The following is a 26,561-nucleotide window of genomic DNA, read 5'->3' as shown; positions in this document are numbered from 1 at the left end:
TTAACCTACTTTCCTATTTCGCTGGTGTAATATCTTTGACTAATTTATCGAGCGCCTCTGGATAATCTTCTTTCTTAATCTTGCCTTTATAAGTATCTACTAATAGCGGGTTCATATGTTGCCAAAAAACGTTCATTTCAGGTATTTTCGGCATTAAAACGGAGTGCTTTCCGGATGTCATATCAATAACTGCTTTCGCCACATCGTCCTTTTCTACTGTAGAACTAGTTCGTGCCTCTAAATTGCTCGGAATTTTCCCTAACTCTTTAAAAGCTTTTTCCTGCACATCCGCATTAGTAATATAATCAGCTAGTTCCATCGCATCTAATGGCGATTTAGTAAATGCGTTCACACAGTATATCCCGCTTCCTTGGAAAGCCATCATATCTACCTGACCACTTCCAAAATCGGCCTTTGGATATACTGCCACTCCCATATTTTCACCCAAAACCTCTCGTATCGCATCTTTATTCCAACCCCCACTAAAAACGGCATTTATTTTACCGGATCTAAGCGCACTAATCTCATCTGCATTTACAGCGACAACATTAGGATTATTTTTCAACTCACCAATCCAGTTCAATACTTGGACGCCTTCTGGAGTGTTGAAGGTTGTCCCATAAGGATCTTCGCCGTTCTCACCATAAAGATATGTACCATTTGCAATAAACCAAGGAGTTTCACGATAATCCGCGCCAGCTTCCGCAAGATTTATTCCTAGCTTCCCTTTAGACGTTATTCCAGAAAAAGTTTTAATATCATCCTCTGAAAAAACGCGCTTATCATAATACATAAACATCGCTTCCGCCGTCACAGGGAAACCATACATTTTATCTTGATATGTAGCAGCTTGAATGGAGGTTGGTGTATTATTTTTCTTAATATCATCTGTATACTTTGTCAATTGGTAAACCGCACCAGACTCTACCAGTTGTCCTAGACGGTCATTCGGAGTTATAAATACATCCGCCGCAGCTTCTGGATCTTTCTGAACATATTCTTGTGCTCGCCCAGATTCAGATTCAATAACCGTAATGTCATAATTCTTATCAGGATGATCTTTTTTAAAATCATCTACTACTTTCCTATAAAAATCTCCCTGATTTAAATCCACCCAAACTTTTAAAGAAACATTTTTCTCGTTTACTTTTATATCTGGCTTGTATTCCTTTTCTACACCACAACTAGCCAACAAACTTAAACCGACAATAATACTGATGGACAAAAGTAACTTCTTCATACTTGAACATTCTCCTTATCTTCACTTAAAATGACAACCGGTTGTCATTTTGGTTTAAGCGGTTTCATATATCGTAAAAATAATATCAATTATCTTACAAAATGTCAACCGTTTTCATAAAAATAATAAGAGAGAATTTACTTGGTAGTCTCTCTTATTATTAGTTTTGTTTCAAGGTCTGGCGCTACCGGCACACTCGTTCCTTGTAAATTAGCCAATAGAACTTGCGCCGAATATTCACCAAGTTCTTTAATTGGTTGTTTAATAGTTGTCAACGCCGGATTCAGAACTTCCGCTATAGGTTGATTATCAAAACCTATGATTCCTAGCTCCTCTGGCACTGCTATCCCGTATTTTTTTGCAGCATATAATATCCCAGCAGCAACCGTATCACCATTTGAAAAAATTGCGTCCGGCAGAGTAGATTTCTCTTCTAAAATATTAACTAGAAGCTCTTCGCCATCTTTAATGGTTAATAACTTCTCAAAATACAATGATTCATCAAAAGAAAGTCCATTTTCTGTTACAGCTTGCATGAATCCTTTAAAACGGTAATCATTTTTATTTTTAATACCACCAGTACAGTAGGCAAGGCGTTTATAACCGCACTTTATTAAATAATTCGTTGCTTGATAAGCCGCTTTCGTTTCATCAATGTTAATAATCGTCAAATTTTCATTTCCCAGATAACGATTACAAAGAACAATTTTGCCACTTTCAACGAGTGATTTAATTTCTTCTGTATCATTTTCTAAGTTAGCCATAATCAATCCATCTAGCTGTTTCTTTTGTAACATCTCGATAAATTGTAATTCTTTTGCAGGATTTTCTAAAGTTTGCAACATGACAACCTGATACCCTCTGTGAGATAGATAGCGTTCAATCGCATCAACAAGGTACGCAAAAAAAGGATTGGTTATAAAGGAAATCACAACACCAATCATCTTAGTCCCCTGCCCTCGAAATTGTTGAGCAATATTATTAGGATAATAATTCAGTTCTTTCATCGCAGCAAAAATTTTCTTTTTTGTTTTATCTGAAACATTTGGATTACCATTAATTGCTCGAGAAATAGTAGTTATAGAATAGCCCGTTTTCTCTGCTACATCTCCAATTTTCGTCACTTTATTCATATCTATCTCCCTAAAATTTCAAATTCATCTATTTTAATTTATTATATCAGATTACAGAAAAAGTGAGAACTTATTTCCTTATAACACTACTCTAACAACAAAAAGAAGAAGCAGCAAATAGTAATATATGCTGCTTCTTTTCCATCATGCTTTGAAATTGTATAACGGTTTAATTATTTCTTGAATCTCTATCGTATCTTCTACATCAGCAAGTAATTGTTTAGCAGATTTATAGGCTTTTGGAGCTTCATCAATTGTTTTTTTAGAAACAGAAGTAGTCCAAACGTCTTTCATTGCTGCCTGATAGCTTTCTAAACTGATTTGCGCTTTTGCTTTAGAACGACTTAGCATCCTTCCCGCCCCGTGCGGCGCCGAGTAATTCCAATCTGCATTTCCTTTACCCGTTGCAAGAATGCTGCCATCGCGCATATTAAGCGGAATGATAATTTGCTCTCCAAGCTGAGCAGATGTCGCACCTTTTCTAAGCATGTGGTTATCAATATCAATGTAATTATGCACACAATCAAACGCTGAAACAACTGCTTTATCCCACTTCATCGCTTTTAAAATAGTTTCTGCCATGACGTAACGATTACGCGCTGCAAATTTTTGTGCAATTTCCATGTCATTTAAATAATTGTTTAAATCAGAGCCCGTCACATAAGATAAGTCATAATCCAATTTCACTTGCTCACGCTCACCGTTCAAGTTGTTGGCCATTTCTAAATTGCCGCGTTTTTTCGCAGCAGTTGCGTCTAATTTCAATTCTTTACGCAATATGTCTAATCTTTTATAAGCTACTTCTTGGTGGTATTCTGCGATTTCTTTACCAAGCACCCGACTTCCACTATGGATTACAAGGTAAATACCATCAGAACCTTGATTCACTTCAATAAAATGGTTCCCGCCACCAAGCGTCCCTATACTTCTAGCTGCCCAGCCGTGATGAATTGGCGCAACTATACCTTCCAAATCAAATTCATCTACAGGCTTATCGTGCGTTTTGCTTCCGGATGGCACTCGTTCGCGAATAACTTTATCTAGCTTATCAAAGTCCATTTTTAACTTTCCAGGTTTTAGTTTCACTACATGCAGTCCACAACCGATGTCTACTCCAACCAAATTCGGTACAATTTTATCTTGAATTGTCATTGTCGTTCCAATCACACAGCCTTTACCACCGTGCGTGTCGGGCATGATCCGAATCTTACTATCCTTCGCAAACAGTTGATTACACAGCGTAATAATTTGCCCGATGGTATTGTCGTCCACATTATCTGTAAAAACTTTCGCTTCGTTATATTTTCCTTTTAATGTTAGCATTTCTATTCCTCATTTTCTGTTTAATAGAGAAATGAAAGTCTCCACTTCTCTTCCTAGCTGTTAAAATTCTCCAGTTCTCCTATTGTCATTCGACTCACTTCTTTCAAATTTATTTTTAGGTATAAAAAAAGTCCCTCAATCAAGAAAGATTGAAGGACGTAACTTTTAACGGACGCTACCTTGAAAAGACACCGGTTGGCTATGCAGGAACGTTAAAGAAATACCTATTATCTTCTGTCTTGATTGGTTGTTTTTTTCTAGTATATCTTTCATTCTAAGCATATCCCTCAGTCCTTTCTTGGTAAAATGTATTTCTATATTAGCACGTTTCCGCACTTGATACAACTTAATTTTTAACGCTTTTGAAAATAAAATAGCCCTTATCTTTTGCCACTGTTTCAACGTTGCCGAAAACTTCTTCCATTTTCTTTTCAGCAGATGGGCCGCCTTGTTTCTTTTGAATAACAATCCAAAGTTCTCCGGTTTCTTGCAAGTGATCGTAAGCACCTTCTAAAATCGCATGAACTATTCTTTTCCCTGCACGAATTGGCGGATTACTAATAATCGCTTGGTAATCGTTCGCAGTTACGCTATCATAAACCGAACTTTCATAGATATGCGTGTTCGTAATTTTATTGATTTCCGCATTTTCTTTCGCAAGTTCTAGTGCGCGCAAATTAACGTCCACCATTTCAATTTGGCTATCAGGGAACGCTTTCGCTACCGTTAACCCCATCGGACCATAACCACAACCAACATCCAAGATTTTTCCTATTTTCGTTTCTAACTCAAAAGACTCAATCAATAATTTCGAACCAAAATCGACCGTATTTTTGGAAAATACGCCATTGTCACTTGTAAAACTCATATTAAAACCTTTTAACATCACTTGCCATGTTTTTCGGTTGTGTTTAATTGTTTCATCGTTTGTGTAGTAATGATTATTAGTCAAGAACCGCACCTTCCTTTCATATCTCTAGTTATTTTAGCATAAAACCTCGATCTAAAGTATATTTAAAAGGAATTTTTGGCAACTCGTCTTAAACCTAGTTAATTGCGTAAAAAAAGACCTTAGATAACGAGTATCCAAGGTCTTCAAACTAATTATTTAACTTCTACGTTAGCGCCAACTTCTTCAAGTTTAGCTTTAAGTTCTTCAGCTTCTTCTTTAGTTACGCCTTCTTTAAGAGCTTTAGGAGCGTTATCAACTAATTCTTTAGCTTCTTTTAAGCCAAGACCAGTGATTTCACGTACCACTTTGATAACTTTGATTTTAGATTCGCCAGCAGATGCTAGTTCTACAGTGAATTCAGTTTGCTCAGCAGCAGCGCCACCAGCAGCAGCTACAGCTACAGGAGCTGCAGCAGTTACGCCAAATTCTTCTTCGATTGCTTTTACTAAATCGTTCAGTTCTAATACAGATGCTTCTTTTACGGAAGCAATGATTTCTTCAATGTTTAAAGCCATTTTGAAATTCCTCCAATAATATAATTTTTTCGGATTTAACCGAGATTTGTTTGTAGGGTTTCCCCTGGGTAGAACAGATTATGCTTCTTGTCCTTCTTTTTGGTCAGCAACAGCTTTAGTAGCGATAGCAAGACCGCGAACTGGAGCTTGAAGTACGTTGCAAAGCATAGATAGCAATCCTTCGCGTGATGGAAGTGTTGCAAGTGCTTTAATTTCTTCAAGAGAAGCAACTTTACCTTCAATAACACCGGCTTTGATTTCTAGTGCTTCATGATCTTTAGCGAAATCGTTAAGAATTTTCGCAGGCGCAACTACGTCTTCATTACTGAATGCGATTGCGTTAGGACCAGTTAGAGCTCCTTCTAAACCTTCATAACCGTTAGCTTCAACAGCACGGCGAGTTAGTGAGTTTTTGTAAACTTTAAACTCAATACCAGCATCACGCAATTGTTTACGTAATTCAGTGATTTCGCCAACGTTTAAACCGCGGTAATCAACAATTACTGTAGACGCACTAGCTGATAATTTTGTTTTAATTTCTTCTACTGCACTTTGTTTAGCTTCAAGAACTTTACTCATTTTTCCACCTCCGTCCAACAATTAAATCTAATTAAACAGACACAAGTTCCGTTTGATCAGCAACAAAAAACCTCTGACACCGTAGACATCAGAGGTTTTTGTAAAATGCACGCGGACGCACACTTCAAAAGAAATCCCTCGGGTGGCAAAATTTAAGCGATAAACGCGCCAACTGTCTACGGTAAGGATATTTGATTGTTTCAACTAGCCTATCTTATCAAAAGACAAGGGGCTGGTCAAGTTAAATTTTATAAGCTAGCTGGGTCGACTTTGATTCCAGGTCCGAAAGTAGTTGTTACGGAAAGATTTTTCACGTAAGTACCTTTCGCAGCAGCAGGTTTTGCTTTTTGTAGAACGTCATTCACAGTACGGAAGTTTTCTACTAGTTTAGCAGCATCAAAAGATACTTTACCGATTGCAGCGTGGACGTTACCAGCTTTATCAACACGGTATTCTACTTTACCAGCTTTAATTTCGTTAACTGCTTTAGTTACGTCCATAGTTACTGTACCAGTTTTAGGGTTTGGCATTAAACCTTTTGGTCCAAGGACACGGCCTAATTTACCAACTTCACCCATCATGTCAGGTGTTGCAACGATAACGTCAAAGTCAAACCAACCTTGGTTGATTTTTTCAACGAATTCAGATTCACCAACGTAATCAGCTCCAGCAGCCTCAGCTTCTTTTGCTTTTTCACCTTTTGCGAATACTAATACGCGTTGAGTTTTACCAGTACCATTTGGTAATACAACAGCACCACGGATTTGTTGGTCCGCTTTTTTAGGGTCAACGCCAAGACGGAATGCTACTTCAACAGTTGCATCAAATTTAGCGAAGTCAATTTTTTTAGCAAGTTCAACTGCTTCTTCTGCAGTGTAAACTTTGTTTGCATCAATTTGTTTTAAAGCATCTTGATACTTTTTGCCTTTCTTAGCCATTTCTTTTCCTCCTTAATTGTCAAATTGTGAAACACACGATTAGTCTTGGATAGTGATACCCATAGAACGTGCAGTACCTTCAACCATTAGCATTGCAGATTCAACATTTGCAGCGTTAAGGTCTGGCATTTTTGTTTCAGCAATTTCCTGTACTTGAGCGCGAGTTACAGATGCAACTTTTGTTTTGTTTGGTTCACCGGATCCTTTTTCCACTTTAGCTGCTTTTTTAAGTAATACAGCTGCTGGTGGAGTTTTAGTGATGAACGTAAACGAACGGTCTTCAAATACAGTGATCACAACAGGAATAATAAGACCAGCTTGATCGGCTGTGCGAGCATTAAACTCTTTACAGAATCCCATGATGTTTACGCCAGCTTGACCTAATGCAGGTCCAACTGGAGGTGCAGGATTTGCTTTACCTGCTGGAATTTGAAGTTTAACTTCTTTAATCACTTTTTTTGCCACGAGACATACCTCCTTAAGTCCGTGATGTGGTTGACTGGGGCTGATATTTCCCCTCCCACGTTAAAACATACGTAAAAACGTACTTATATATGATACCATTTTAACCAATTAGTTGCAAGATTTTTTATGAATTTACTTTAAACTCCATCGTGTTTTTATCAAAGTATACATTTTGCTGCTTACGCCATAGATTTAAATAACCCGTGTACCCTATAGCAGCTTTATCTAGCCACGCCGGATTGACTTCATTTAATAGTTGTAATGTTTTTTCAAAAGCAATTTTCCGTGTGTCGGTTTCAAGAATATTATCATCTCGTTTGATGTGTTCCTTTCGATGGCGCAATTCAAATTCCATTCCCATATACCAGCAAAGATGTAAAAAAACTTCATATCTAAATTCTTCCAAATCGGCTGTTTTAAATTCGCTAGTGCGTTTACCACGTTCGTAACCATAAAGTATATATCCGTCCTGCCCGTTGTAATCCATACACAATTCTCCTGAACCTGGTCCATCGCCTAAAAACAAAGGAAAATCAAGGTCGAAAAAGTAAGCTTCTCGTTTTAATTCTAAATAGATTTCTTTAGCTCGCTTCATCTCGTGCCTCTTTTCTATAAAAATAACCTCCACGATTTTTCGTAGAGGTTGTTCGTTTTAGATTTTTTCGATTTGATTGAAATCAACTTCGACTGGCGTTTCACGACCGAACATGTTAACCATGACTTTCGCTTTACCTTTATCATTGTCCATTTCGTCCACTTTACCAGAGAAGTCCGCGAATGGTCCTTCTTTGACCATAACTGTTTCGCCAATTTCGAAATCAGCTTCAGCACGTTTTTCAACCATACCCATGCTTTTCAAGATACGGTCTGCTTCTTCTGGAAGTAGTGGCGTTGGTTTTGAGCCAGAACCTGATGAACCGACGAAGCCAGTAACACCCGGCGTATTACGAACTACATACCAAGAATCATCTGTCATTACAATTTCCACAAGTACATAACCAGGGAAAACTTTACGTTTAATTGTCTTTGTTTTACCGTTCTTTACTTCTGTTTCCTCTTCTTCCGGTACGATAACACGGAATATTTTATCTGACATGCCCATTGATTCTACACGTTTTTCTAAGTTTGCTTTGACTTTATTTTCATAACCGGAGTAAGTATGAACTACATACCAATTTTTTTCCATTGTTTGTTTGGCTGCATCCTATTTTGCCGCCATCCTCCTTTTAGTATAATCCAAAATAAAAAACCCGAAAGTTGTACGGGTTTTGTCTCAATTAACAGTATATCATTTTCTTAATAAAATTCCTAGTACTACATAATAAGTTGAATTAATTGTTCAATCCCGAAATCAATAACCATAAAGAATACAGCAAATAAGATAACTGTAATAACTACTGTTACTGTATATGTTAAAAGTTCTTTTCTAGTTGGCCATGTAACTTTATGCATTTCGGATGAAACGTTCCGAAAGAATCTTGCTATTGCAGACATACCAAAACCTCCATATCGTCTATTTTGTTTCTCGATGTAATGTATGTTTATTGCAGTGCCGGCAGAATTTTTTCACTTCTAAGCGAGTTTCTTTCTGCGTCCCGCTGACATTAACAGTATAGTTTCTCGAACCACACTCAGAACAAGCGAGGGATGTTTTCTTCTTCATAAATTATCTCAACTCCGCAATCATTAAATATGCCATGCCAAAAAATAGGCACATTTCATCCATATAAATATAACACTTGGCTCATTTCTAGTCAATTGTTTTCTTAGTCAAACTGCTTCATCATTTTCTTTTTGACTCGTTGCAAGGCGTTATCAACTGCCTTTTCTTTTTTGTTGAAGAAGACCGCCATTTCTTGATAGCTTTTCCCTTCTAAATATTGTTTTAAAACTTCTTTTTCAAATTCACTTGTAACTTCTTCTAACTTTCGTGCTACATGAGTTAAATCTTCATTTTTGATTAAAAAATCTTCTGGGGTTTCGGCTGCTTTTTCGGAAATAACATCCAGCAAAGTCCAGTCTACATCATCTTCGGCCATAGGGGTATCTAGTGAAACAGAATTATTAAGTGGAATGTTTTTCTGCCGTGAAGCCCGTTTTACCGCTGAAAGAAGTTGCCTGTTAATACACATTTCCGCAAAAGAACGAAAAGAAGCTTCTTTGGTTTGATCATAATCACGAATCGCTTTAAATAACCCAATCATCGCTTCTTGAATTAAATCATCTCGCTCTGCACCTTGCAAAAAATATTGCGTTGATTTCCAGTAAATAACTGATTGGTACTTACTGAAAAAATATTCTAATGCGTCCGTATCACCGCTTCTAGCTAGTTCAAGCATCTTCATCTCTTCTTGATTTATTGAATTATTCACTAAGCTACTCGGCTCCTTTTCAACAGGATTTCTTCTTAGGTTGCTTTATTATACATAGCTAAAAACTCTCCGTCAATCCCTTACTTCTCGCCTCTACGCCACTTTTCAAGTTGGGAAATAACGTCAGAATCTATATTGAGGTTTGATTTTGGCATTTTTTCTTGGATTCGCTTGATTTTCTGGCCAATCTTTTTACTCATTTCTTGAATTTCAAAAAGTAGTTCCCTAGAAGAAATTCGTAGCGCTCCTTGACCAAATATTGCCCATTGTTCTGTATAGTCTGATGTGGCAACAATAATTTGAGTTCGGGCGTCTTTCCATTCGATAGCTTTTTGTTCGATAAATTCATCTGCTGTTTCATCTTCGTGTGTAAAAACAACTTCGACTTGGTGTTTCATACTTTTCCGCTTTACCCCACGAACAAACTGCGCATCAAAAACAACTACCACGCGATAACCCGTGTAACTTTGATACTCAGCCATCCATTCGATAAGTTTATCTCGCGCCGCTTCTAAGTCCCGATCTTTCAAATAGCTCAATTCCGGCCAAGCCCCAATCACATTATATCCATCAACAAGTAGAATCTGTTCCATCGTTATTTCTCCAGTGGGAAACGTTTCCGGTAAACTTCATAAAGCAATATACTAGCTGCAACAGAAGCGTTTAACGAGGTCACTTTTCCGCGCATTGGCAAATGAACTAAAAAGTCGCATTTTTCTCTAACTAAACGGCTCATTCCAAAGCCTTCGCTACCAATAACAATCGCAAGTGGCATGTCCACATCCATTGTCCGGTAATCACTACTACCATTTGCATCTGTTCCAAAAATCCATAAGCCTCGTTTTTGTAATTCTTCCATTGTCCGTACCATATTCGTCACTCGAACAACTGGTACATATTCCATTGCACCAGTACTAGCCTTTGCTACAGTTTGCGTTAAACCAACTGCGCGTCGTTTCGGAATAATAATCCCATGTGCCCCAACTGAGTCTGCCGTCCGCATAATAGAGCCAAGATTATGTGGATCTTCTAATTCATCTAAAATAATAAAGAACGGCATTTCACCTTTTGCTTCAGCTGCATTAAACAAGTCATCAAGTTCTGCATATTGATAGGCTGCGACTTGTGCTGCAACTCCTTGATGTGCACCACTAACTACTTTTTCAATTTTTTGTTTTGGTACAAATTGAACTTGAATTTTGCGATCTTTTGCTAAGGCTAAAACTTGCTTTAAAATACCTTTTTGCACGCCTTCTTGTACATAAATTTTATGAATATCTCTATCTGAACGCAATACTTCGAGAACTGGATTTCTACCGCCAATCCATTCTTGTTCATTTTCTTGTTCCATTAGCTATTCTCCACTCCTTTTTCTACTATTTCAATCGCCTTTTCCATCCACTCTTGAAGTCGGTCGAGTTGCCCTGCTAAATAAAGATACCCAAGTACCGCTTCAAATGATGTAGACATACTATATGTTGCAGGATCTGTATTTTTCGGAACAGTGTACGACTTTGCATTTCGTCCCCGTTTAGCAACCGCCGCTTCTTCCTCTGTTAAGAAATCATCTGCTATCATTTTTTTTAGTGCCACGGCTTGACCTTTAGCCGATACAAATTTTGTGGCTGTTTTGTGCAGTTGATTAGGCTTTGTTTTACCAGCAGCTAGCAAATGTTCGCGGATAAATTTTTCATAAACAGCATCGCCCATATAAGCAAGTGCGAGACCATTAAGTTGTTTGTATTCTTTAACTTCTGCCATATTTACCCCCGTCTAAACCGCGTGCCTTGCGCAGTGTCTTCCAAAATAATATTTTTTTCTTTTAAAATGTCTCGAATTTCATCAGCTCGTGCGAAATTACGTTCATTTCTAGCTTGTAATCGTTCTTCAATCAGCGCTTCTACTTCATTGTCATCAAGCGAATCTGTTTTCGCATTCTCTAGTTTCAACCCTAAAACTTCGGCAAATAAACGCATCATACTTAGGAATTCGCGCAATACATTAACGGAGACAACTTCTTTCGACAGATAAATATTCGCTCGCTTTGCAAGTTCATGGAATGTTGTAATTGCATTTGCTGTATTAAAATCATCATCCATATCTTCTTCAAAAGCGTGTTTCAATTCGGTTAATTGCTCTAACCATTCGTCTTGATGAGCTTCTTCCACATATTCCCCATCATCAGTTTGAATACGATGGTCAATGTTTTGATAAGCAATCATTAAACGTTCCAATCCATTTTTTGCATCTTCTAAAATGGCATCATTTAACGTAATAGGTTTCCGGTAATGTACGGACAGCATAAAGAAGCGAATGACATTTGGATCATTATCTTTTAGAACATCATGGAGCGTAATAAAATTCCCAAGCGATTTAGACATTTTTTCGCCATCAATATTTAAAAAAGCATTATGCATCCAGTAGTTAGCAAATGTTTTACCTGTCGCTGCTTCTGATTGCGCAATTTCGTCTTCGTGATGAGGGAAAATCAAATCTTGCCCGCCAGCATGAATATCAATCGTGTCACCAAGATATTTTTTAGCAAGCGCTGAACATTCAATATGCCAACCAGGACGACCATTTCCAAACGGACTTTCCCAGAAAATCTCCCCTGGTTTTGCAGCTTTCCAAAGCGTGAAATCGAGTTCATCTCGCTTACGTTCATTGTACTCAACTCTAGCCCCGTGCTGCAATTCTGATAATGCTTGTCCAGATAGTTTACCATAATCTTTAAACTCTTTCGTGCGGAAATATACATCTCCAGCTGACTCATACGCATAGCCTTTTTCAATTAATGTGCTTATCAACTGAATAATTTCATCCATATTTTCCGTTACACGAGGATTTACACTTGCTTTTGCGACATTCAGTTGATCGACATCATCAAAATAAGCTCCAATAAAACGATCCGCTACTTCTGGAACTGTTAGCTTCAACTCCTTTGCAGCATGGATTAGTTTATCATCCACATCAGTAAAATTAGATACGAATTTCACATCATACCCACGATACGTGAAATAACGTCGAACTGTATCAAATACAATAATCGGACGCGCATTCCCAATATGGATGTAATTGTATACAGTTGGACCACATACATACATTTTTACTTCGCCATCTCTCAGCGGTTTAAAGGGTTCTTTCTCTCGTTTTAACGTATTAAAAATTTGTATCGACAATCCAATCTACTCCTTTTCCTTCAAAAGTTTTTCTACTATATTTTCTAATTCAGCAATTCGTAAATTAAGTTCATCCATCTTTGGAACCGCGTGGCCTACTGTCCGTCCATTAAGCCGAACTACTTTAGCTGGAATCCCGACAACTGTTGCGCCCGGTGGAACATCTTTTAAAACCACTGCTCCCGCTCCAATTCGCGAACCTGCTCCAATTTCGACTGGTCCAAGTACTTTTGCTCCAGCTGAAACTAGTGAGCCATCACCAACTGTTGGATGACGTTTTCCGCAATCTTTCCCTGTCCCCCCAAGTGTGACTCCATGAAATATCGTTACATCATCACCAATTTCCGCTGTTTCTCCAATAACAATTCCCGCACCATGGTCAATAAAGAGACGCCTACCTATCGTTGCTCCTGGGTGAATCTCTATATTAGTTAAAAAACGCGCCACTTGCGATAACACTTTAGCAAATAAAACCATTTTATGACGATAAAAAAAGTTCGCCACCCGGTGCCACCAAAGCGCGTGAAGTCCAGGATTAGTTAAAAAAGCATCAAAAAAACTCTTTGTTGCAGGATCATTTTTTATAATTGTTGCAATATCTTCTTTTAAGCGAGTTGGCATTTTGTTGCCTCCTTATTCAAGTTAGTACGTTTTTTCATTAGCCTTAAAAAACAACAAAAAAAGCCCCTCTACTACAGAGACGCTTTGCGCGGTTCCACTCTGACTTGAGTTCTGCCAAATTTCTGGCAGATACTCCAACTCTAGGGGCGGGGGTAACGACCCACATTTCGTCTGGTGATACTAAAATTCCCACCAGAATTCAAGGAGGCATTTCGGGAGCGTTCAGCTAAGTCGCTCCCAGCCATGGCGACTCTCTCTACAAGCTTAAAATTCCGTACTTCTTCCTATCAGCACTTTTTCCATATATTTAGTTCTATTATAACAGCAATAAAAATCCTTGCAACTGAAATATATTAAAATAACAAAGCGCCTCGCGAACGAAGCGCCATCATTATTTTTTAGATACCAAAAACTTACTTCTATGAAAAGCGATATTTAATCTTCTAAAAAACGTTTAACAATGTTTACTACACCTTCTGTTCCTGCCATTTCAGCCTGTTTGACTAAAATATCAATCGGAAAAATCGTCCTTCCTCCCAAAACCTCTAGAAGCATTGGTAAATTAACTCCGGCAATTGCTTGAATATCGTATTTTTCTGCTAAAAGTATCGCCACTGCGTTGGATGGTGATCCTCCAAATAAATCCACAAAAATCAAGCACGGGTAATCATTATTAAACTCTTTAATTTTAGTTTTAAATTCTAAAACCAAACTATCCAAACACATCTCCGGGTGAAATGTGACAGATTTCAAATTTTTTTGCTCGCCAATTATCATTTCTGCGGATTTAACAATACCTTCCGCAAACTCACCATGCGTCATCACTATGATGTTACTCATGTTATTCTCCATACAAAACCTCCATTAAAATATGTGTAAAAGTGATCCCATTGTTCCTACACCAATTAGGATAACTAATAATTTCATCACAGAAACACTTTTCTTATCATGTAAATACCAAACAACCAAAACCAATATAAAAGGTAATAATCCCGGCATCAAACCATCTAGTATTTCTTGAAGTTTCGTCGTACTTTCTCCACTAGTCCACGAGATAGATGTTGATAGAGAAACGAACTGGGCCGATAATCCGCCAACAACCGTTAAACCTAAAATAGATAAGAAGGCTGTTACTTTTTGGATCATAGCAGAAGAAAAAATAGCTGAATCCATAATTTTCATTCCTTCACGGAAACCAAATTGAACGCCCCACATAGAAAAACCAAGTGTGATTGCCGTCCAACCGACTAAAAAAATAATCGGTCCTAAAACATTACCATCTAACGCTAACCCCATTCCAAAGCTCAACAATAAGGCATTCCCTGTACTCGCAAAAAGGGAATCTCCTAAAGCCGCCATTGGTCCCATTAGCCCAGATTTAATTGCATTAAAGACATCATCTGGAATATCTTCTCCATTTGCTTTCGAAACTTCCATAGCCGCAACAGATCCTACCAGCGGCGCTCCAATCGTTGGCTCTGTATTAAAAAAGTTCATATGTCTGGTTAAAGCTTCACCCATTTCTTCCTTACTTCCATCGGTCACTTTTTTCAAAACAGGGACCATACTCCAAGCAAATGCTACATTTTGCATTCGCTCCCAATTCCAAGCAGATGTATTAGACATCAACCACCTAAGACCAACTTTATATATATCTCTTTTAGTTACCTCAACTTCTTTTGTTTTAGTCGACATCTGCATACTCTCCTTTTGGTTTATTAAGGAAACTAATCATTGCTAAGGCAGCTCCAATAACTGCAATCGTAAAAATTGGAAGCTTTAATGCTGTTACCGCTATAAAACCAACAATAAAATATCCCATCAAAGATCTTGTAGTTAATAACATCTTAAGAAGAACAGCCATACCTAACGCTGGTAACATACCACCAATTACAGTAATAATATTAGTTAACCAATCTGGAATATATTGAACAATTTCTGAAGCAGCTGAAGCCCCAAAATAAAGTACTAAAAACGCCGGGAAGAATCTTAAAACAAATGCAATTATTTGAGGCAAACCTATTGTCATAAATGTCAGTTTTGCCACATTACCTTGCGCAGCGTATTCATCTGTTTTATGAACTAACACAGAATTAATAGTTGCGAATAATTGCCACACAAATGTCCCTATCAGCCCTAACGGAACTGCTATAGATACTGCCATATCTGCGGTAACACCAGTAGATAACGCTAATGCTGTCCCTACATACCCAGCAAAAGTGATATCTGATGACATCGCCCCACCAGGAGTAACTGCACCAACATATAAAGCATTGATAGTCGCCCCAATTATTACACCATTAGTTACATCCCCCATTATGATACCAACTATCAGTCCCGCAACAAGTGGTTTTCCAAAAACATGATATGAAATACCTTGTCCACCTAACCACGGACTGGCAATCCATCCTAAATATGCAAATAAGGCTATTAAAATTGCTTGTATTAACGTCATAGTTTTCCTCCTAGATGCTTAGTCAAATTTATTTATCGATTGTCCTGGTACAGTTTGCATAAATATTTCGACATTATTCTTTGTTTTTAAGTTATTAATTGCCGCAAGATTTTCCTCATCTAAATGTACCGTTTGCGCAAATTTTTCGCGCCCTTTAGCCATCCCAATATTTCCAACGTTTATCGTCCAATTAAAGCTATCATTCGCTTCAATTAAAGCATTAACATTTACTGGAGCTTTTGTAATAAGCATCGTTTGCTCTTCATTTAATTCAGAAATACTCGTTTTTGCATCTTCTACACTTTTAATAACTAATTCCACATGTTTCGGGGTCGCCATAATTAGTGCTTTTGAAATAATTGGGTTACTAGCTGCTAAATCATCTACAACAAAAATCTTTTTGGCGTTAAGTTGTTTAATCCACGCCGTAACTACTTGCCCGTGTACTAATCTGTCATCTACTCTAATAAACATTTCTTTTCCTCCTGATGTTGAAATTATAGCGCTTTCATTTTTTGTTAAAGTTATCTATTCATCATATAACGTTCGACTAAGCAACTCATCTTGAACATCTTTATCCAAGTTAACAAACACTGCGCTAAAACCGCTGACTCTCACTATTAAATTAGGATATTTCTCTGGATGTTTTTGCGCATCTTCCAAACCCCCATGATCAACAATTGTCACCATTAAATGACAACCACCTCTTTTGAAGTAAGTGTTAAATAAATATTTAATTTGCTGTCTATTTTTATTAAACATATTAGGGGTAAATTTAATATTTTGAACTGCCCCTCCATGATACTTAGCATCAAAGGTAGACAGTGAATTCAATACAGCTGTTGGTCCGCTCGTAGCAGCCCCACCTTGAGGATTATTAGCTGGATTCATAAACCTTCCCGAATAACGTCCATCTAAAGAAGCAGAAGTTCTTCGTCCCCATTCCGTATTTGTTTGATTATTACTAATAACAATTAGATAATAATCCATTCCTTTCTCAATACCTCTATCTCTAATCCCTTTTGCGACATATTCATAAAAATCATTGGCTAATTCATCGACATCTTTAAGGTCATTACCATATTTACCTTGACTCCACAAATCCTCACGTATTTTCTCATACCCCGCAAAATCCTTAAGTGCCGCTTCATTTAATTCAGCTAAAGTATATTTCCGCTGCTCATAAACCAAGCTTTTAATCGCTGTAAGGGTATCACTTGTATTTATATTTCCGTAAGTTTCATTCGTTCCACCAAGATACCTAATACCTCCATCTAGAATAGCGCTCCCTTTACTAATACAATCATCCATCAGAATACTAGCAAACAGAAATGAAACTTCTTGATTCATAAGTTCATAACTATAATATTGCGCATCCACCGAGAGATCAAAATAGTAATCTAGTAATTCTTTATAATTATTATACAAATCATCAAAAGTATGAAACTCACTATTATCTTTTATTTGAACAGGACCAGACTTTTTCACACCATCTATCGGGTCTATCCCGTTATTCAATGTGATATTCAACAGCTTCACTAGATTAAGCAAAGTATTCGGGGTACCTACACTCTGTCCTTGAATTACAAATTCTCCACATCCGAACGGCACATATTGCTCTGCTGCTTCTCGATCCACTCGCATTGCATACATAACAGCTGGCACGTTCACCTCATCATTATAAAGTGTAGGGTATGTTGCGCCACTGCCAATACAGTCATATGCCATATCCATGATTTCTTCTGATGTTTCCTTATTGAACCTTAACGTAAATTGCGGCTCTACATAATTACATTTTTGCGTTACTTTCATCGCAATTTTCGCAAAAATATCTGCCGCTTCCGGGTGTTTCCTTCCATATCCCCCCACAATAATTCGGCCATTAACTGTAGTTCTCCGATTTTCAATTAAATTCCAAAGAGATTTCAGATAATCAAATGCATCTTCTTCAGTAATAACACCATTATCTAAGTCGTTTTTCAAATATGGTCCAAGATAATCGTCTAATCTACCGTAGTTTATACATCCAGCAAGCAAAGCATATAGCTAGACCATTTGTAACGCTTGATGAAAGGTTCTAGGTTTTTGACTACGAACAACTTCTAAATCATTATCCATCATTTCTAATTGTTTTCGACGTTCTGGTGAAACTTGAAGCATTGCCTTTTGAACTAATTCCCTTTCAAAATCTACGACCTGTTGATAAAGTTCCAACGATTCAATGGATGCGGTAAAAAATTCGTTATCACCCAATACAACTTGTTTTTCTTTTATTAGTGTTTTCAAACCTTCAATGCCATTATCTAAAAGCTTAGGATAATCAAGCATCATCCCACTTAGTCTAGCTGTCGCCATCAGAGGGAAATCGCAATCAATAAAACGGCCTACTGTATCTTCCGTTAGTACATCTTTACAATAAAGCGCTTTGACATCATTCTCTTCCCAGTATGAATACATCTCATCAACGCGTTTTTGATCTTCAACCAAAGAAAGCTCTTCACGAAATTTCAACAGCTTATCAAACACACAATAATGTCCTACTCCACCAAGAGAAGTAACACAACCAAAACCAATTGGCAAAAAATCCAAACGTCCCGCTAATAAGTCCTGCTCTTCAATACTCCGAAACAACGTCGGATAAATAACTTTAAGGCAATTAATTTCTCGTTTTTCTTTGGAAAGACCTTTTGACTCTTTGTGAACACGAGTATATTCTTCCATTATCGCTAGTTGTTCTTGCGGCGTTTTTTCACTTGGTAGCTTGATACTTACTTCTACATTTTGAGCACCGACAATATTTGTTTTTTTCATCCTAATGTTTACTCCTTTCAGCATCTCGCCAATTGTCTTGATAACCTCCCAACAAATCAACAAATCTTTTAGCAATATAGTGAGGTCTAGTAATCGCACTCCCTACAACTACTGAGTGTGCCCCTAGATATAATACTTTCATTGCATCTTCCGGCGAATAGATGTGTCCTTCCATCATTACATAGGCCTCATCTTTAAAATCGCGGCACATTCGGGCAAATTCTCTAAAATCCGGTTCTTCAATATGTTTTGTTTCTTTTGTGTATCCATACAAAGTTGGTGCAACGATATCTGCCCCATTATCAATCGCTCGTCTCGCCTCATCATAATTCGATATATCTGCAAAAATTGGTGCATCTGGAATTTCACGCTTCACTATCGGTAGCAAATCCCAAGCAACGGTCCCTTCATGAGTTATTTGACCAGTGCAGTCTAAAGCGATAATATCCGCTCCAGCCTCCCAGATGTCTTTACACGATTGTAATGTCGGAGTAATAAAAACATCCGTATCATCATTCCAAATTTTCCAAAGACCAATAATCGGCAAATCTACTTTTTCTTTAATTAACCGAATTTGTTCAGGCGAGTTTGCTCTAATACCTACTGCGCCAGCCCACTTAGCTGACTCAGCCATTTTCACTACCATATCATCCGTATAAATTGGTTCATCCTTTTGCGTTTGACAAGAAACAACCAAACCACCTTTCAACGATTCTAATAAAGCTTTATTTTTTTGATTACTTGTTTTCATACGTTTCTCTCCTTTGAGTAATTTTTCTTAATGAATTTCATTTTTCACTAAATCCAAGCGAATATAACCTTACATTCTTAACTCAAAAAACGCGTGTTAATATGATTAAAACGAATTATGAATACCCTTTCACATTTCTTGTTCAGTATATCACCTTCGAAAAAACCTTTTCAAGTCTTTTTTAGTCATTTTAAATCATTCTGTGTCAAAAAATCCAAAAAACGGATGTCCTTGCTTCAAATAACTAACTATAATTTATTTGAAAAAGAATTTAAAATAAGTAATATTTTACAAAAAGCCATATTTAATAAGGATTTATCAATTTTCAAACTAACCCTCACCATTCAAAAAACTTAATTATTACCCAAATAAATCATTTTAAATCAAATTAAGTCATTTTGAACTTTATTTTATTAAATTTTACAGTTATACTTAGTTTAAGTTATAAATACACATAGAAAGGCGTGATTAAAATAGTAGATACAAAAGGCTGTGTCTTTAACATTCAACGTTTTAGTATTCATGATGGTCCCGGTATTAGAACAACCATTTTTTTAAAGGCTGCCCCTTACAATGTACATGGTGTTCTAATCCCGAGTCCCAAAAGCGTTTACCAGCATGGATGTGGGACAATATCAAAAAGAAGAATATACTCACTGGAGATTATCTTACAGTAGACGAGATAATGTCAGAAGTCCTAAAAGACATCGATTATTACGCAGAATCAGGCGGCGGGGTCACTGTAACTGGTGGCGAAGTTTTAGCTCAGTTACCTTTTGTCATTAAATTCCTAAAAAAGTGCAAGGAAAATGGAATACACACAGCTTGTGAAACTTCTGCATACTCCTCCAAAGAAAAATTTCTGTTATTATTAGAAAACGTTGACCTACTCATAATGGATATCAAACATTACAACAGCGAAAAACACAGGGATAAAACAGGTGTAAAGTTAGAACCAATAATTGAAAATCTTAAGTTAGCAAGTCTTTCAGATAAAGATATGCTCTTACGAATACCGATTATCCCTGGATACAATGATTCTCTTGCTGACTCAGAACAATTTGCCCTATTACTAAGCTCCCTTAATATCCAAGCAGTAGAATTACTCCCTTTTCACCAATTTGGCAAGAGTAAGTATAAATTCCTTGGCAGAAAATATGAGTTTACAACCACACCACAATTAAGCACCACGGACCTGCTTCTGCACAAAAAAAATATTTATTTCACATGGAATCCATTGCGAAATCGCCTAAAAAAAGATGGAAAGGCTATATCCACCTTTCCATCCTCTTTATTTAGAAATCACTATATTTTTATAATTCTTCTTATCAGTAGGAAAATCATCCACAAATATTTTGTCAAATTGGTTTAAATAACCAAAAGTACTTATGCCTGTTAAAGAAAATTTAGAATGATCAACTAATAAATACGAGTGCTTGCCTCTTTCCATTACAGCCTTCTTTAAAGCTCCAACTTCAAATTCACTAGCATAAACCTCACCTAAATCTAGGTCTACACCATTCGCACCAATAAAAACTTTATCAAATCTAAATTCTTTGATTTGCTCTATAGTACTTGGTCCATAGCATGTTTCGTATTTAGGATTATAAGCCCCCCCCAGCATATAAATACTTCCATTTGGAATAGATAAACGCGATAAAAGAAAAAAACTATTAGTTACAACTTTAATTCTTTTATTTTGTAAATAGGGCAACAGTTGGACAGGTGTTGTTCCCGAATCTAAAAAAACTAAATCTCCATCATTAATCATTTTGGCAGCTTCCTTACACACAGCCTGTTTTTCTTTAATATGAACACCTAACTTATCTAAAACAGGTACCTCTGTAAGATCACTCATCGTTTCATCAAAGTTTTTTTGGATAGCTCCACCTCTCGCTCGATCGACCTTTCCATCTTGCTCAAGCGCTTTAAGATCCCGTTGGATAGTGGATTTTGATACACCCAATTCTTTACACAAGTCAGTTACCGATATCGATGGTTGATCATGTAGCCTTTTTAATATATATAGTAATCGTTCCTTAGCTAGCAACACTATTTCCCCCTACCTTATAATTGATTACACTTAAAATATGCCGATTTAAATAATCAAGGACTCTCTAAATTTAATTTACGATTCATTCGCTCATCTTAGTATATATTCTCTTTCTCACAAACTCAAGACATTGCGTCATTTTCAAACTATCTACTTTATAAATTCATGAAATGCAACCCCCCTCGCAACATAGATAATACCTTTGTTACAAGGGGGGTGTATTAGTTATTTTGTAGCCATGTATCTAATCGATTAATCACTTTTTCCTTGCCAAGCACTTCAATAGCGAGTGGCAATTCAGGACCGTGCATTTCACCAGTAGTCACAATTCGAATTGGCATAAATAGCCCTTTACCTTTGACACCAGTTTCTTTTTGAACGCGTTTGATAGCCGCTTTTACTTCAGTAGCTTCTAGAACTTCTAAAGCTTCCAATTCCTTTTTGAAAGCTGAGATAACAGTTGGAACAGTTTCTTCTACAAGAACCGCTTTTTCTTCCTCATCAAAAGTAATCGAATCCGCATCCGCAAAGAACATTTCCGAAAGTGGCACGATTTCCGCACCATAACTCATTTGTTCATGGTAAAGCGAAACTAACTTGTGTACCCAATTAAGTTCAGCTTGGTCTAACTCTTCAGAAACAACTCCGGCCTTTTGTAAATGTGGTAAAGAAAGCTCTACGACATCATTTAGCGGTAATTTCTTCACATATTGGTTGTTCACCCACGTTAATTTAACATTATCAAACAACGCTGGTGATTTAGATAGACGTTTTGGATCAAACATTTGGATGAATTCTTCTTTAGAGAAAATTTCTTCTTCGCCTTCTGGGGACCAACCAAGCATTGCAATAAAATTAAATAACGCTTCTGGCAAATAACCTAAATCACGATATTGCTCAATAAATTGAATAATCGAACCGTCACGCTTACTTAATTTACGTCTGCTTTCATTTACAATAAGAGTCATATGACCAAAAATTGGTGGCTCCCAACCAAAAGCATTATAAATAAGTAATTGTTTCGGTGTATTGGAAATGTGATCATCTCCGCGAAGCACATGAGAAATCTCCATTAAATGATCATCTACTGCTACTGCAAAATTATATGTTGGAATACCATCTTTTTTCGCAATAACAAAGTCTCCAATACCATTCGATTCAAAAGAAACATCCTCTTTTACCATATCGTTAAAAGTAATCGTTTGGTTTGCAGGTACTTTAAAACGAATACTTGGATTAAAGCCTTGCTCTTCTTTTTCTACTTGTTGTTCTTTTGTTAAATGGCGACATTTCCCGCTATAACGAGGCATTTCACCATTTGCTTTTTGTTTTTCGCGTTCTGCTTCTAATTCATCTTCTGTACAATAACATTTATAAGCCAAGCCTTCATCCAAAAGTTTTTGAATAAGTGGTTCGTAGATGGATTGACGTTCAGATTGACGGTAAGGTCCGTATTTTCCAGGGACATCAACTCCTTCATCCCAGTCTATACCAAGCCATTTCAGGTTTTTCATTTGGCTTTCTTCTCCGTCTTCCACGTTACGTTTAGCATCCGTGTCTTCAATTCTGATAATAAAGTCTCCATCATTATGTCTTGCAAATAAATAGTTAAATAAGGCTGTACGCGCATTCCCAATATGCAAAAATCCAGTTGGACTCGGCGCATAACGTACACGTACACGTTTTGTTTCGCTCACAATTATTCACTCCTTCAAATATTTTCAAGTAAGATTTTTTTACTAGATCTGCTTCTTCATATTCGTAATTTCTCCCAGGATTGCCTTCGCAAGCGGCATATCTTCTGGCGTGGTGAGTTTAATATTGTAGTAACTTCCTTGAACAACCGAAACTGGAATAGGTATCCGCTCAACCAAGCTCGCCTCATCCGTTCCAAGAAATTGCTCTTCCTTAGCAAGCTGATGTGCTTTTTGTAAAATGTGTAACTCGAAGGCTTGCGGAGTTTGAACTTGCCAAAGATTTTCTCGGTCAACAGTTTCTTGCACGATACTATCTGTAACTCGTTTGACCGTATCTTTGACCTTCACTGCACAAATAGCAGCTTTATTCGCTTTGACACCATCAAGAAGACGATCAATAATATCAAGTGTTACAAACGGCCTCGCCCCATCATGTACAAGAACTACTTGCTCTGTACCACAATGTTCCAGACCAGCAGCTACACTGAATTGTCGCTCGCTTCCACCTTTGACAATTTCTGTGCGTTTTTCAGCAACATCTAACTGTTGCATCCAATTTTTCACATGATTTCTTTCCGCTTCTTGGCATACAACAATCACTTTTGAACAACGATTATCCGCTAAAAAAGGACGTAATGCATGAATAAATATTGGTTCTCCAACTAAATCTAGCCACATTTTATTTTGTTTCGCATTCATGCGTTTGCCTTGTCCTGCTGCTAAAAAAACCAGCTCATAATTCATGCTTGTTTACTCCTTCCACTCAGGATGGTTTAGCAAAAATCATTCTTCCTGCTGATGTTTGAAGCACACTAGTTACTTCTACTTGAATAGTCTCATTAATAAATTTACGGCCATCTTCTACAACAATCATTGTCCCATCATCTAGATATGCCACACCTTGGTTATGCTCTTTTCCATCTTTCACCATAAGAACAGTCATTTTCTCACCTGGTAAAACAACTGGTTTCACGGCATTTGCCAAATCATTAATATTTAGAACTGGTACATTCTGGAATTCACATACTTTATTTAAATTATAATCATTGGTAACGACAATTCCACCCATTACTTTAGCAAGTTTCACAAGTTTACTGTCTACTTCAGGCGTATCTTCAAAGTCACCTTCATACATTTCTACTTGAATAGATTCTTCTTTTTGGATTCGATTTAAAATGTCTAATCCACGACGACCTCTTGTCCGCTTAAGCGTATCCGATGAATCTGCAATATGTTGAAGTTCAGCTAGTACGAATAGTGGAATAACCACTGTTCCATCCAAAAAGCCTGTTGCTAAAATATCCGCAATACGTCCATCAATAATGACACTCGTATCCAAAATTTTATAGGTTTTCTTAGATTTCTCCTCCGTACGCTCTTCCTCTGGTGTTTTTTTCTTCGCATTTCTGTTATTGACAAAATTCCCAAATTCATTGCGACGACTAATCCCAATCCGGAATCCTAAATAACCAAGTACTAATGTTAAAATAACTGGTACTACCGAATTTAAAAGTGGAATATTTGTTTGACTTAGCGCATTGCTAGCAAAAAACGCAATAACTAAACCTACAAACAAACCAAGTCCGCCATAAACAAGTGTGGCAATAGCAATTTTAGCTAATTTTTCCTCTAACCAATTAAGTGCGGCTTCTACATATTTCACCGCCCAAAAAGTAATAAGATAAAATATAAGTGCACCAATCAGAGCATTAGTATAAGGATTATTAATTAGCAGAATATGCCCTATTCCTAGTTTTGTCCAAAGCATTGGCAATGAAAAGACTCCCGTTGTCCCGCCAAGAATCAAAAAACATATTCGAATTACCCATGTAAGCATTTAGTTTCCCCCTCTCCGTTTTTATATTTATAGGCATATTTGAGCTATTATCAAATATACATATAGCACTATTCTACACTATTAAAAGACGATACCGCAAATAGTACTCACGGAATCTCTCAAGTATTTATTTTCAGTCTGGCAATGCCTTCTTCAAAGCTTCCCCAATTGTTTCTACTCCAACCACTTGCACATCTTTTGGTATTTTCCAAGTACCTTCATTATTTTTCGGAATGAAAATTCGTTTGAATCCAAGTTTTGCCGCCTCTTGTACGCGTTGTTCAATTCTTGCCACTCGACGAATTTCTCCAGTTAAACCTAGTTCGCCGATAAAGCAATCAGTACTTTTAGTCGGTTTATCTCGGTAACTTGATGCTACACTTACAGCCACAGCTAAATCTACAGCCGGTTCGTCCAATTTCACTCCACCTGCTGCTTTCAGATAAGCGTCTTGATTTTGTAGCATTAATCCTACTCTCTTTTCCAAAACAGCCATTATCAATGATACTTTATTATAATCAATTCCCGTTGCCATTCGTTTTGCATTTCCAAACATGGTTGGTGAAACAAGGGCTTGAATTTCGACAAGTACTGGGCGTGTTCCTTCCATAGATGCAACTACCGTTGAACCTGATGCTCCTTCTAAACGTTCTTCTAGGAAGACTTCCGATGGATTGGCAACTTCAACAAGACCTACATCACGCATTTCAAAAATACCAATTTCATTCGTTGATCCAAAACGGTTCTTCACAGCACGCAAAATTCGGTAAGCATGGTGGCGCTCTCCCTCAAAATAGAGCACCGTATCTACCATGTGTTCAAGTAAACGTGGTCCTGCAATTGCGCCTTCTTTTGTTACATGCCCTACTATAAAAATAGCGATATTTTGCATTTTAGCGATTCGCATTAAAGCCGCCGTACATTCACGAACTTGAGATACGCTTCCAGCAGCACTGGTGACATCTGGATGATACACTGTTTGAATAGAGTCAATTACAACAAAATCTGGTTTCACAAAATCAATCGTTTCTTGCACTGCTTCTAAATTCGTTTCCGCGTAAACATATAAATTATCTCCTGAAACTTGCAATCGCTCAGCTCGAAGTTTTGTTTGTTTGATTGATTCCTCCCCAGAAATATACAGTACTTTTTTATTTGTCAGCGTTAGTTGTGCTGATACTTGAAGTAAAAGTGTTGATTTACCAATACCTGGATCCCCACCAACTAGTACCATAGATCCTGGGACAACTCCACCACCAAGTACACGATTTAACTCAGGCATACGTGTCTCTACTCGAGCCTCTTCTTCGCTGGCAATCTGCGTAATCGGAGTTGCTTTTGCCGCTTCCCCAGTATGATTAAAAGCTGAGCGTGATTTCTTAGATGGTTCTAGCGCCTCCACCATTTGATTCCACTCGTTGCAATTCGGACATTTCCCCATCCATTTTGGCGATTCATATCCACATGCCTGACATACAAATTTGGTCGTCCTTTTTGCCTTAGCCATTTCTAACACCCCTCCATACATATGCTTCATTTTACCACAGATCATCTGTTCGCGTTAAGCCTTTTAATTAAACTCGTATTTTGGCCATAAATCTTGTATTTTCGCGTTTTAAAAAACCTTTCCTAAATTTCTT

At 37.3% G+C, this 26,561-nt stretch carries 29 protein-coding genes, 2 pseudogenes and 2 other annotated features; of the genes and pseudogenes, 1 reads left to right on the top strand and 30 read right to left on the bottom strand.

Annotated elements, in window-relative coordinates; all coding sequences use genetic code 11:
- Positions 1–13 precede the first annotated feature (13 nt).
- From CKV67_RS01275 to CKV67_RS01155, 25 genes and pseudogenes are all read right to left on the bottom strand, one after another.
- Complete coding sequence (locus CKV67_RS01275) at positions 14–1,240, bottom strand: extracellular solute-binding protein (protein ID WP_014091780.1); 1,227 nt, start codon at positions 1,238–1,240, stop codon at positions 14–16.
- A gap of 137 nt (positions 1,241–1,377) precedes the next feature.
- Entirely contained in the window at positions 1,378–2,373 is a 996-nt protein-coding gene (locus CKV67_RS01270) for a LacI family DNA-binding transcriptional regulator (protein WP_025279717.1), read from the bottom strand.
- A 144-nt stretch (positions 2,374–2,517) separates the two neighbouring features.
- Positions 2,518–3,696, bottom strand: a complete 1,179-nt coding sequence (locus tag CKV67_RS01265) for an RNA-splicing ligase RtcB (RefSeq protein ID WP_025279716.1) — start codon at positions 3,694–3,696, stop codon at positions 2,518–2,520.
- Positions 3,697–4,042: 346 nt separating this feature from the next.
- Positions 4,043–4,648 (bottom strand): class I SAM-dependent methyltransferase, encoded by a 606-nt coding sequence (locus CKV67_RS01260; RefSeq protein WP_003731083.1) that lies wholly within the window; start codon positions 4,646–4,648, stop codon positions 4,043–4,045.
- A gap of 152 nt (positions 4,649–4,800) precedes the next feature.
- Positions 4,801–5,163, bottom strand: a complete 363-nt coding sequence (rplL, locus tag CKV67_RS01255; protein WP_003718339.1) for a 50S ribosomal protein L7/L12 — start codon at positions 5,161–5,163, stop codon at positions 4,801–4,803.
- Positions 5,164–5,241: 78 nt separating this feature from the next.
- The gene (gene rplJ / locus CKV67_RS01250) at positions 5,242–5,742 is read right to left on the bottom strand and encodes a 50S ribosomal protein L10 (protein WP_003723030.1); all 501 of its coding nucleotides are present in this window, start codon (positions 5,740–5,742) and stop codon (positions 5,242–5,244) included.
- Positions 5,743–5,797: 55 nt separating this feature from the next.
- Positions 5,798–5,942, bottom strand: a sequence feature (ribosomal protein L10 leader region).
- A gap of 48 nt (positions 5,943–5,990) precedes the next feature.
- A complete protein-coding gene (gene rplA / locus CKV67_RS01245; RefSeq protein ID WP_010989382.1) occupies positions 5,991–6,680 on the bottom strand; it encodes a 50S ribosomal protein L1 in 690 nt (229 codons plus the stop codon).
- A gap of 39 nt (positions 6,681–6,719) precedes the next feature.
- Positions 6,720–7,145: a 50S ribosomal protein L11 gene (gene rplK, locus CKV67_RS01240; protein WP_003718336.1), complete on the bottom strand. Its 426-nt coding sequence runs from the start codon at positions 7,143–7,145 to the stop codon at positions 6,720–6,722.
- A gap of 124 nt (positions 7,146–7,269) precedes the next feature.
- Positions 7,270–7,740, bottom strand: a complete 471-nt coding sequence (locus tag CKV67_RS01235) for an Imm63 family immunity protein (protein WP_014091777.1) — start codon at positions 7,738–7,740, stop codon at positions 7,270–7,272.
- 57 nt (positions 7,741–7,797) lie between these two features.
- Positions 7,798–8,331, bottom strand: a complete 534-nt coding sequence (gene nusG, locus CKV67_RS01230) for a transcription termination/antitermination protein NusG (RefSeq protein ID WP_014091776.1) — start codon at positions 8,329–8,331, stop codon at positions 7,798–7,800.
- A gap of 128 nt (positions 8,332–8,459) precedes the next feature.
- On the bottom strand, positions 8,460–8,639 hold the full coding sequence (gene secE / locus CKV67_RS01225; RefSeq protein ID WP_003745331.1) for a preprotein translocase subunit SecE: 180 nt from the start codon (positions 8,637–8,639) through the stop codon (positions 8,460–8,462).
- 19 nt (positions 8,640–8,658) lie between these two features.
- The gene (gene rpmG / locus CKV67_RS01220) at positions 8,659–8,808 is read right to left on the bottom strand and encodes a 50S ribosomal protein L33 (protein WP_003728079.1); all 150 of its coding nucleotides are present in this window, start codon (positions 8,806–8,808) and stop codon (positions 8,659–8,661) included.
- 103 nt (positions 8,809–8,911) lie between these two features.
- Entirely contained in the window at positions 8,912–9,517 is a 606-nt protein-coding gene (locus tag CKV67_RS01215) for an RNA polymerase factor sigma-70 (RefSeq protein WP_014091775.1), read from the bottom strand.
- An 80-nt stretch (positions 9,518–9,597) separates the two neighbouring features.
- On the bottom strand, positions 9,598–10,110 hold the full coding sequence (locus tag CKV67_RS01210) for an NYN domain-containing protein (protein WP_014091774.1): 513 nt from the start codon (positions 10,108–10,110) through the stop codon (positions 9,598–9,600).
- 2 nt (positions 10,111–10,112) lie between these two features.
- Positions 10,113–10,868: a 23S rRNA (guanosine(2251)-2'-O)-methyltransferase RlmB gene (gene rlmB, locus CKV67_RS01205; protein WP_014091773.1), complete on the bottom strand. Its 756-nt coding sequence runs from the start codon at positions 10,866–10,868 to the stop codon at positions 10,113–10,115.
- Positions 10,868–11,278, bottom strand: coding sequence for a Mini-ribonuclease 3 (locus CKV67_RS01200; RefSeq protein WP_014091772.1), 411 nt, complete (start codon positions 11,276–11,278; stop codon positions 10,868–10,870). Before CKV67_RS01200 ends, rlmB begins: the two co-directional genes overlap by 1 nt.
- Positions 11,279–11,280: 2 nt before the next feature.
- Positions 11,281–12,696, bottom strand: coding sequence for a cysteine--tRNA ligase (gene cysS, locus CKV67_RS01195; protein ID WP_014091771.1), 1,416 nt, complete (start codon positions 12,694–12,696; stop codon positions 11,281–11,283).
- Between the two features lie 6 nt (positions 12,697–12,702).
- A complete protein-coding gene (gene epsC / locus CKV67_RS01190) occupies positions 12,703–13,317 on the bottom strand; it encodes a serine O-acetyltransferase EpsC (protein ID WP_014091770.1) in 615 nt (204 codons plus the stop codon).
- 72 nt (positions 13,318–13,389) lie between these two features.
- Positions 13,390–13,617 (bottom strand) — a binding site (T-box leader).
- 135 nt (positions 13,618–13,752) lie between these two features.
- Positions 13,753–14,169: a PTS sugar transporter subunit IIA gene (locus tag CKV67_RS01180; RefSeq protein WP_014091769.1), complete on the bottom strand. Its 417-nt coding sequence runs from the start codon at positions 14,167–14,169 to the stop codon at positions 13,753–13,755.
- Between the two features lie 12 nt (positions 14,170–14,181).
- Positions 14,182–15,012 carry a PTS system mannose/fructose/sorbose family transporter subunit IID gene (locus CKV67_RS01175; protein ID WP_111190007.1) on the bottom strand — a complete coding sequence of 277 codons (831 nt, stop codon included), beginning with the start codon at positions 15,010–15,012 and terminating at the stop codon, positions 14,182–14,184.
- On the bottom strand, positions 15,002–15,772 hold the full coding sequence (locus tag CKV67_RS01170) for a PTS mannose/fructose/sorbose/N-acetylgalactosamine transporter subunit IIC (RefSeq protein ID WP_014091767.1): 771 nt from the start codon (positions 15,770–15,772) through the stop codon (positions 15,002–15,004). Before CKV67_RS01170 ends, CKV67_RS01175 begins: the two co-directional genes overlap by 11 nt.
- A gap of 18 nt (positions 15,773–15,790) precedes the next feature.
- Entirely contained in the window at positions 15,791–16,246 is a 456-nt protein-coding gene (locus tag CKV67_RS01165; RefSeq protein ID WP_014091766.1) for a PTS sugar transporter subunit IIB, read from the bottom strand.
- Between the two features lie 54 nt (positions 16,247–16,300).
- On the bottom strand, positions 16,301–16,663 hold the full coding sequence (locus tag CKV67_RS14715) for a glycine radical domain-containing protein (RefSeq protein ID WP_231923526.1): 363 nt from the start codon (positions 16,661–16,663) through the stop codon (positions 16,301–16,303).
- Between the two features lie 93 nt (positions 16,664–16,756).
- Positions 16,757–18,583: pseudogene (locus CKV67_RS01160) on the bottom strand (pyruvate formate lyase family protein); the annotation flags it as partial.
- A 1-nt stretch (position 18,584) separates the two neighbouring features.
- Entirely contained in the window at positions 18,585–19,334 is a 750-nt protein-coding gene (locus tag CKV67_RS01155; RefSeq protein ID WP_014091765.1) for an N-acetylmannosamine-6-phosphate 2-epimerase, read from the bottom strand.
- 559 nt (positions 19,335–19,893) lie between these two features.
- On the opposite strand from CKV67_RS01155, the pseudogene CKV67_RS01150 reads away from it, so the two are divergent.
- Positions 19,894–20,706 (top strand): annotated as a pseudogene (locus CKV67_RS01150) (glycyl-radical enzyme activating protein); the annotation flags it as partial.
- Here the strand turns inward: CKV67_RS01150 and CKV67_RS01145 are convergent.
- The 5 genes from CKV67_RS01145 to radA form a co-directional block, all read right to left on the bottom strand.
- A complete protein-coding gene (locus tag CKV67_RS01145) occupies positions 20,626–21,387 on the bottom strand; it encodes a DeoR/GlpR family DNA-binding transcription regulator (protein WP_369944038.1) in 762 nt (253 codons plus the stop codon). The pseudogene CKV67_RS01150 and the gene CKV67_RS01145 overlap by 81 nt on opposite strands.
- A 221-nt stretch (positions 21,388–21,608) precedes the next feature.
- Positions 21,609–23,084, bottom strand: coding sequence for a glutamate--tRNA ligase (gene gltX, locus CKV67_RS01140; protein ID WP_014091763.1), 1,476 nt, complete (start codon positions 23,082–23,084; stop codon positions 21,609–21,611).
- A 42-nt stretch (positions 23,085–23,126) separates the two neighbouring features.
- Positions 23,127–23,828, bottom strand: a complete 702-nt coding sequence (gene ispD, locus CKV67_RS01135) for a 2-C-methyl-D-erythritol 4-phosphate cytidylyltransferase (protein ID WP_014091762.1) — start codon at positions 23,826–23,828, stop codon at positions 23,127–23,129.
- 19 nt (positions 23,829–23,847) lie between these two features.
- Complete coding sequence (locus tag CKV67_RS01130) at positions 23,848–24,921, bottom strand: PIN/TRAM domain-containing protein (RefSeq protein WP_014091761.1); 1,074 nt, start codon at positions 24,919–24,921, stop codon at positions 23,848–23,850.
- 133 nt (positions 24,922–25,054) lie between these two features.
- The gene (radA, locus tag CKV67_RS01125) at positions 25,055–26,428 is read right to left on the bottom strand and encodes a DNA repair protein RadA (RefSeq protein ID WP_014091760.1); all 1,374 of its coding nucleotides are present in this window, start codon (positions 26,426–26,428) and stop codon (positions 25,055–25,057) included.
- Between the last annotated feature and the right edge of the window lie 133 nt (positions 26,429–26,561).

It is taken from the genome of Listeria ivanovii subsp. ivanovii (assembly GCF_900187025.1).
Classification (GTDB): Bacteria; Bacillota; Bacilli; order Lactobacillales; family Listeriaceae; genus Listeria; species Listeria ivanovii.
This window is presented reverse-complemented; position numbering and strand designations above follow the sequence as displayed.

Bases quoted from the DNA above. Each gene is read 5' to 3' on its own strand.
- CKV67_RS01275 (WP_014091780.1), bottom strand. From the start codon at position 1,240: ATGAAGAAGTTACTTTTGTCCATCAGTATTATTGTCGGTTTAAGTTTG.
- CKV67_RS01270 (WP_025279717.1), bottom strand. From the start codon at position 2,373: ATGAATAAAGTGACGAAAATTGGAGATGTAGCAGAGAAAACGGGCTAT.
- CKV67_RS01265 (WP_025279716.1), bottom strand. From the start codon at position 3,696: ATGCTAACATTAAAAGGAAAATATAACGAAGCGAAAGTTTTTACAGAT.
- rplL (WP_003718339.1), bottom strand. From the start codon at position 5,163: ATGGCTTTAAACATTGAAGAAATCATTGCTTCCGTAAAAGAAGCATCT.
- rplJ (WP_003723030.1), bottom strand. From the start codon at position 5,742: ATGAGTAAAGTTCTTGAAGCTAAACAAAGTGCAGTAGAAGAAATTAAA.
- rplA (WP_010989382.1), bottom strand. From the start codon at position 6,680: ATGGCTAAGAAAGGCAAAAAGTATCAAGATGCTTTAAAACAAATTGAT.
- CKV67_RS01235 (WP_014091777.1), bottom strand. From the start codon at position 7,740: ATGAAGCGAGCTAAAGAAATCTATTTAGAATTAAAACGAGAAGCTTAC.
- nusG (WP_014091776.1), bottom strand. From the start codon at position 8,331: ATGGAAAAAAATTGGTATGTAGTTCATACTTACTCCGGTTATGAAAAT.
- secE (WP_003745331.1), bottom strand. From the start codon at position 8,639: ATGTCTGCAATAGCAAGATTCTTTCGGAACGTTTCATCCGAAATGCAT.
- rpmG (WP_003728079.1), bottom strand. From the start codon at position 8,808: ATGAAGAAGAAAACATCCCTCGCTTGTTCTGAGTGTGGTTCGAGAAAC.
- CKV67_RS01210 (WP_014091774.1), bottom strand. From the start codon at position 10,110: ATGGAACAGATTCTACTTGTTGATGGATATAATGTGATTGGGGCTTGG.
- rlmB (WP_014091773.1), bottom strand. From the start codon at position 10,868: ATGGAACAAGAAAATGAACAAGAATGGATTGGCGGTAGAAATCCAGTT.
- CKV67_RS01200 (WP_014091772.1), bottom strand. From the start codon at position 11,278: ATGGCAGAAGTTAAAGAATACAAACAACTTAATGGTCTCGCACTTGCT.
- epsC (WP_014091770.1), bottom strand. From the start codon at position 13,317: ATGCCAACTCGCTTAAAAGAAGATATTGCAACAATTATAAAAAATGAT.
- CKV67_RS01180 (WP_014091769.1), bottom strand. From the start codon at position 14,169: ATGGAGAATAACATGAGTAACATCATAGTGATGACGCATGGTGAGTTT.
- CKV67_RS01175 (WP_111190007.1), bottom strand. From the start codon at position 15,012: ATGTCGACTAAAACAAAAGAAGTTGAGGTAACTAAAAGAGATATATAT.
- CKV67_RS01170 (WP_014091767.1), bottom strand. From the start codon at position 15,772: ATGACGTTAATACAAGCAATTTTAATAGCCTTATTTGCATATTTAGGA.
- CKV67_RS01165 (WP_014091766.1), bottom strand. From the start codon at position 16,246: ATGTTTATTAGAGTAGATGACAGATTAGTACACGGGCAAGTAGTTACG.
- CKV67_RS14715 (WP_231923526.1), bottom strand. From the start codon at position 16,663: ATGAATCCAGCTAATAATCCTCAAGGTGGGGCTGCTACGAGCGGACCA.
- CKV67_RS01155 (WP_014091765.1), bottom strand. From the start codon at position 19,334: ATGAAAACAAGTAATCAAAAAAATAAAGCTTTATTAGAATCGTTGAAA.
- ispD (WP_014091762.1), bottom strand. From the start codon at position 23,828: ATGAATTATGAGCTGGTTTTTTTAGCAGCAGGACAAGGCAAACGCATG.
- CKV67_RS01130 (WP_014091761.1), bottom strand. From the start codon at position 24,921: ATGCTTACATGGGTAATTCGAATATGTTTTTTGATTCTTGGCGGGACA.
- radA (WP_014091760.1), bottom strand. From the start codon at position 26,428: ATGGCTAAGGCAAAAAGGACGACCAAATTTGTATGTCAGGCATGTGGA.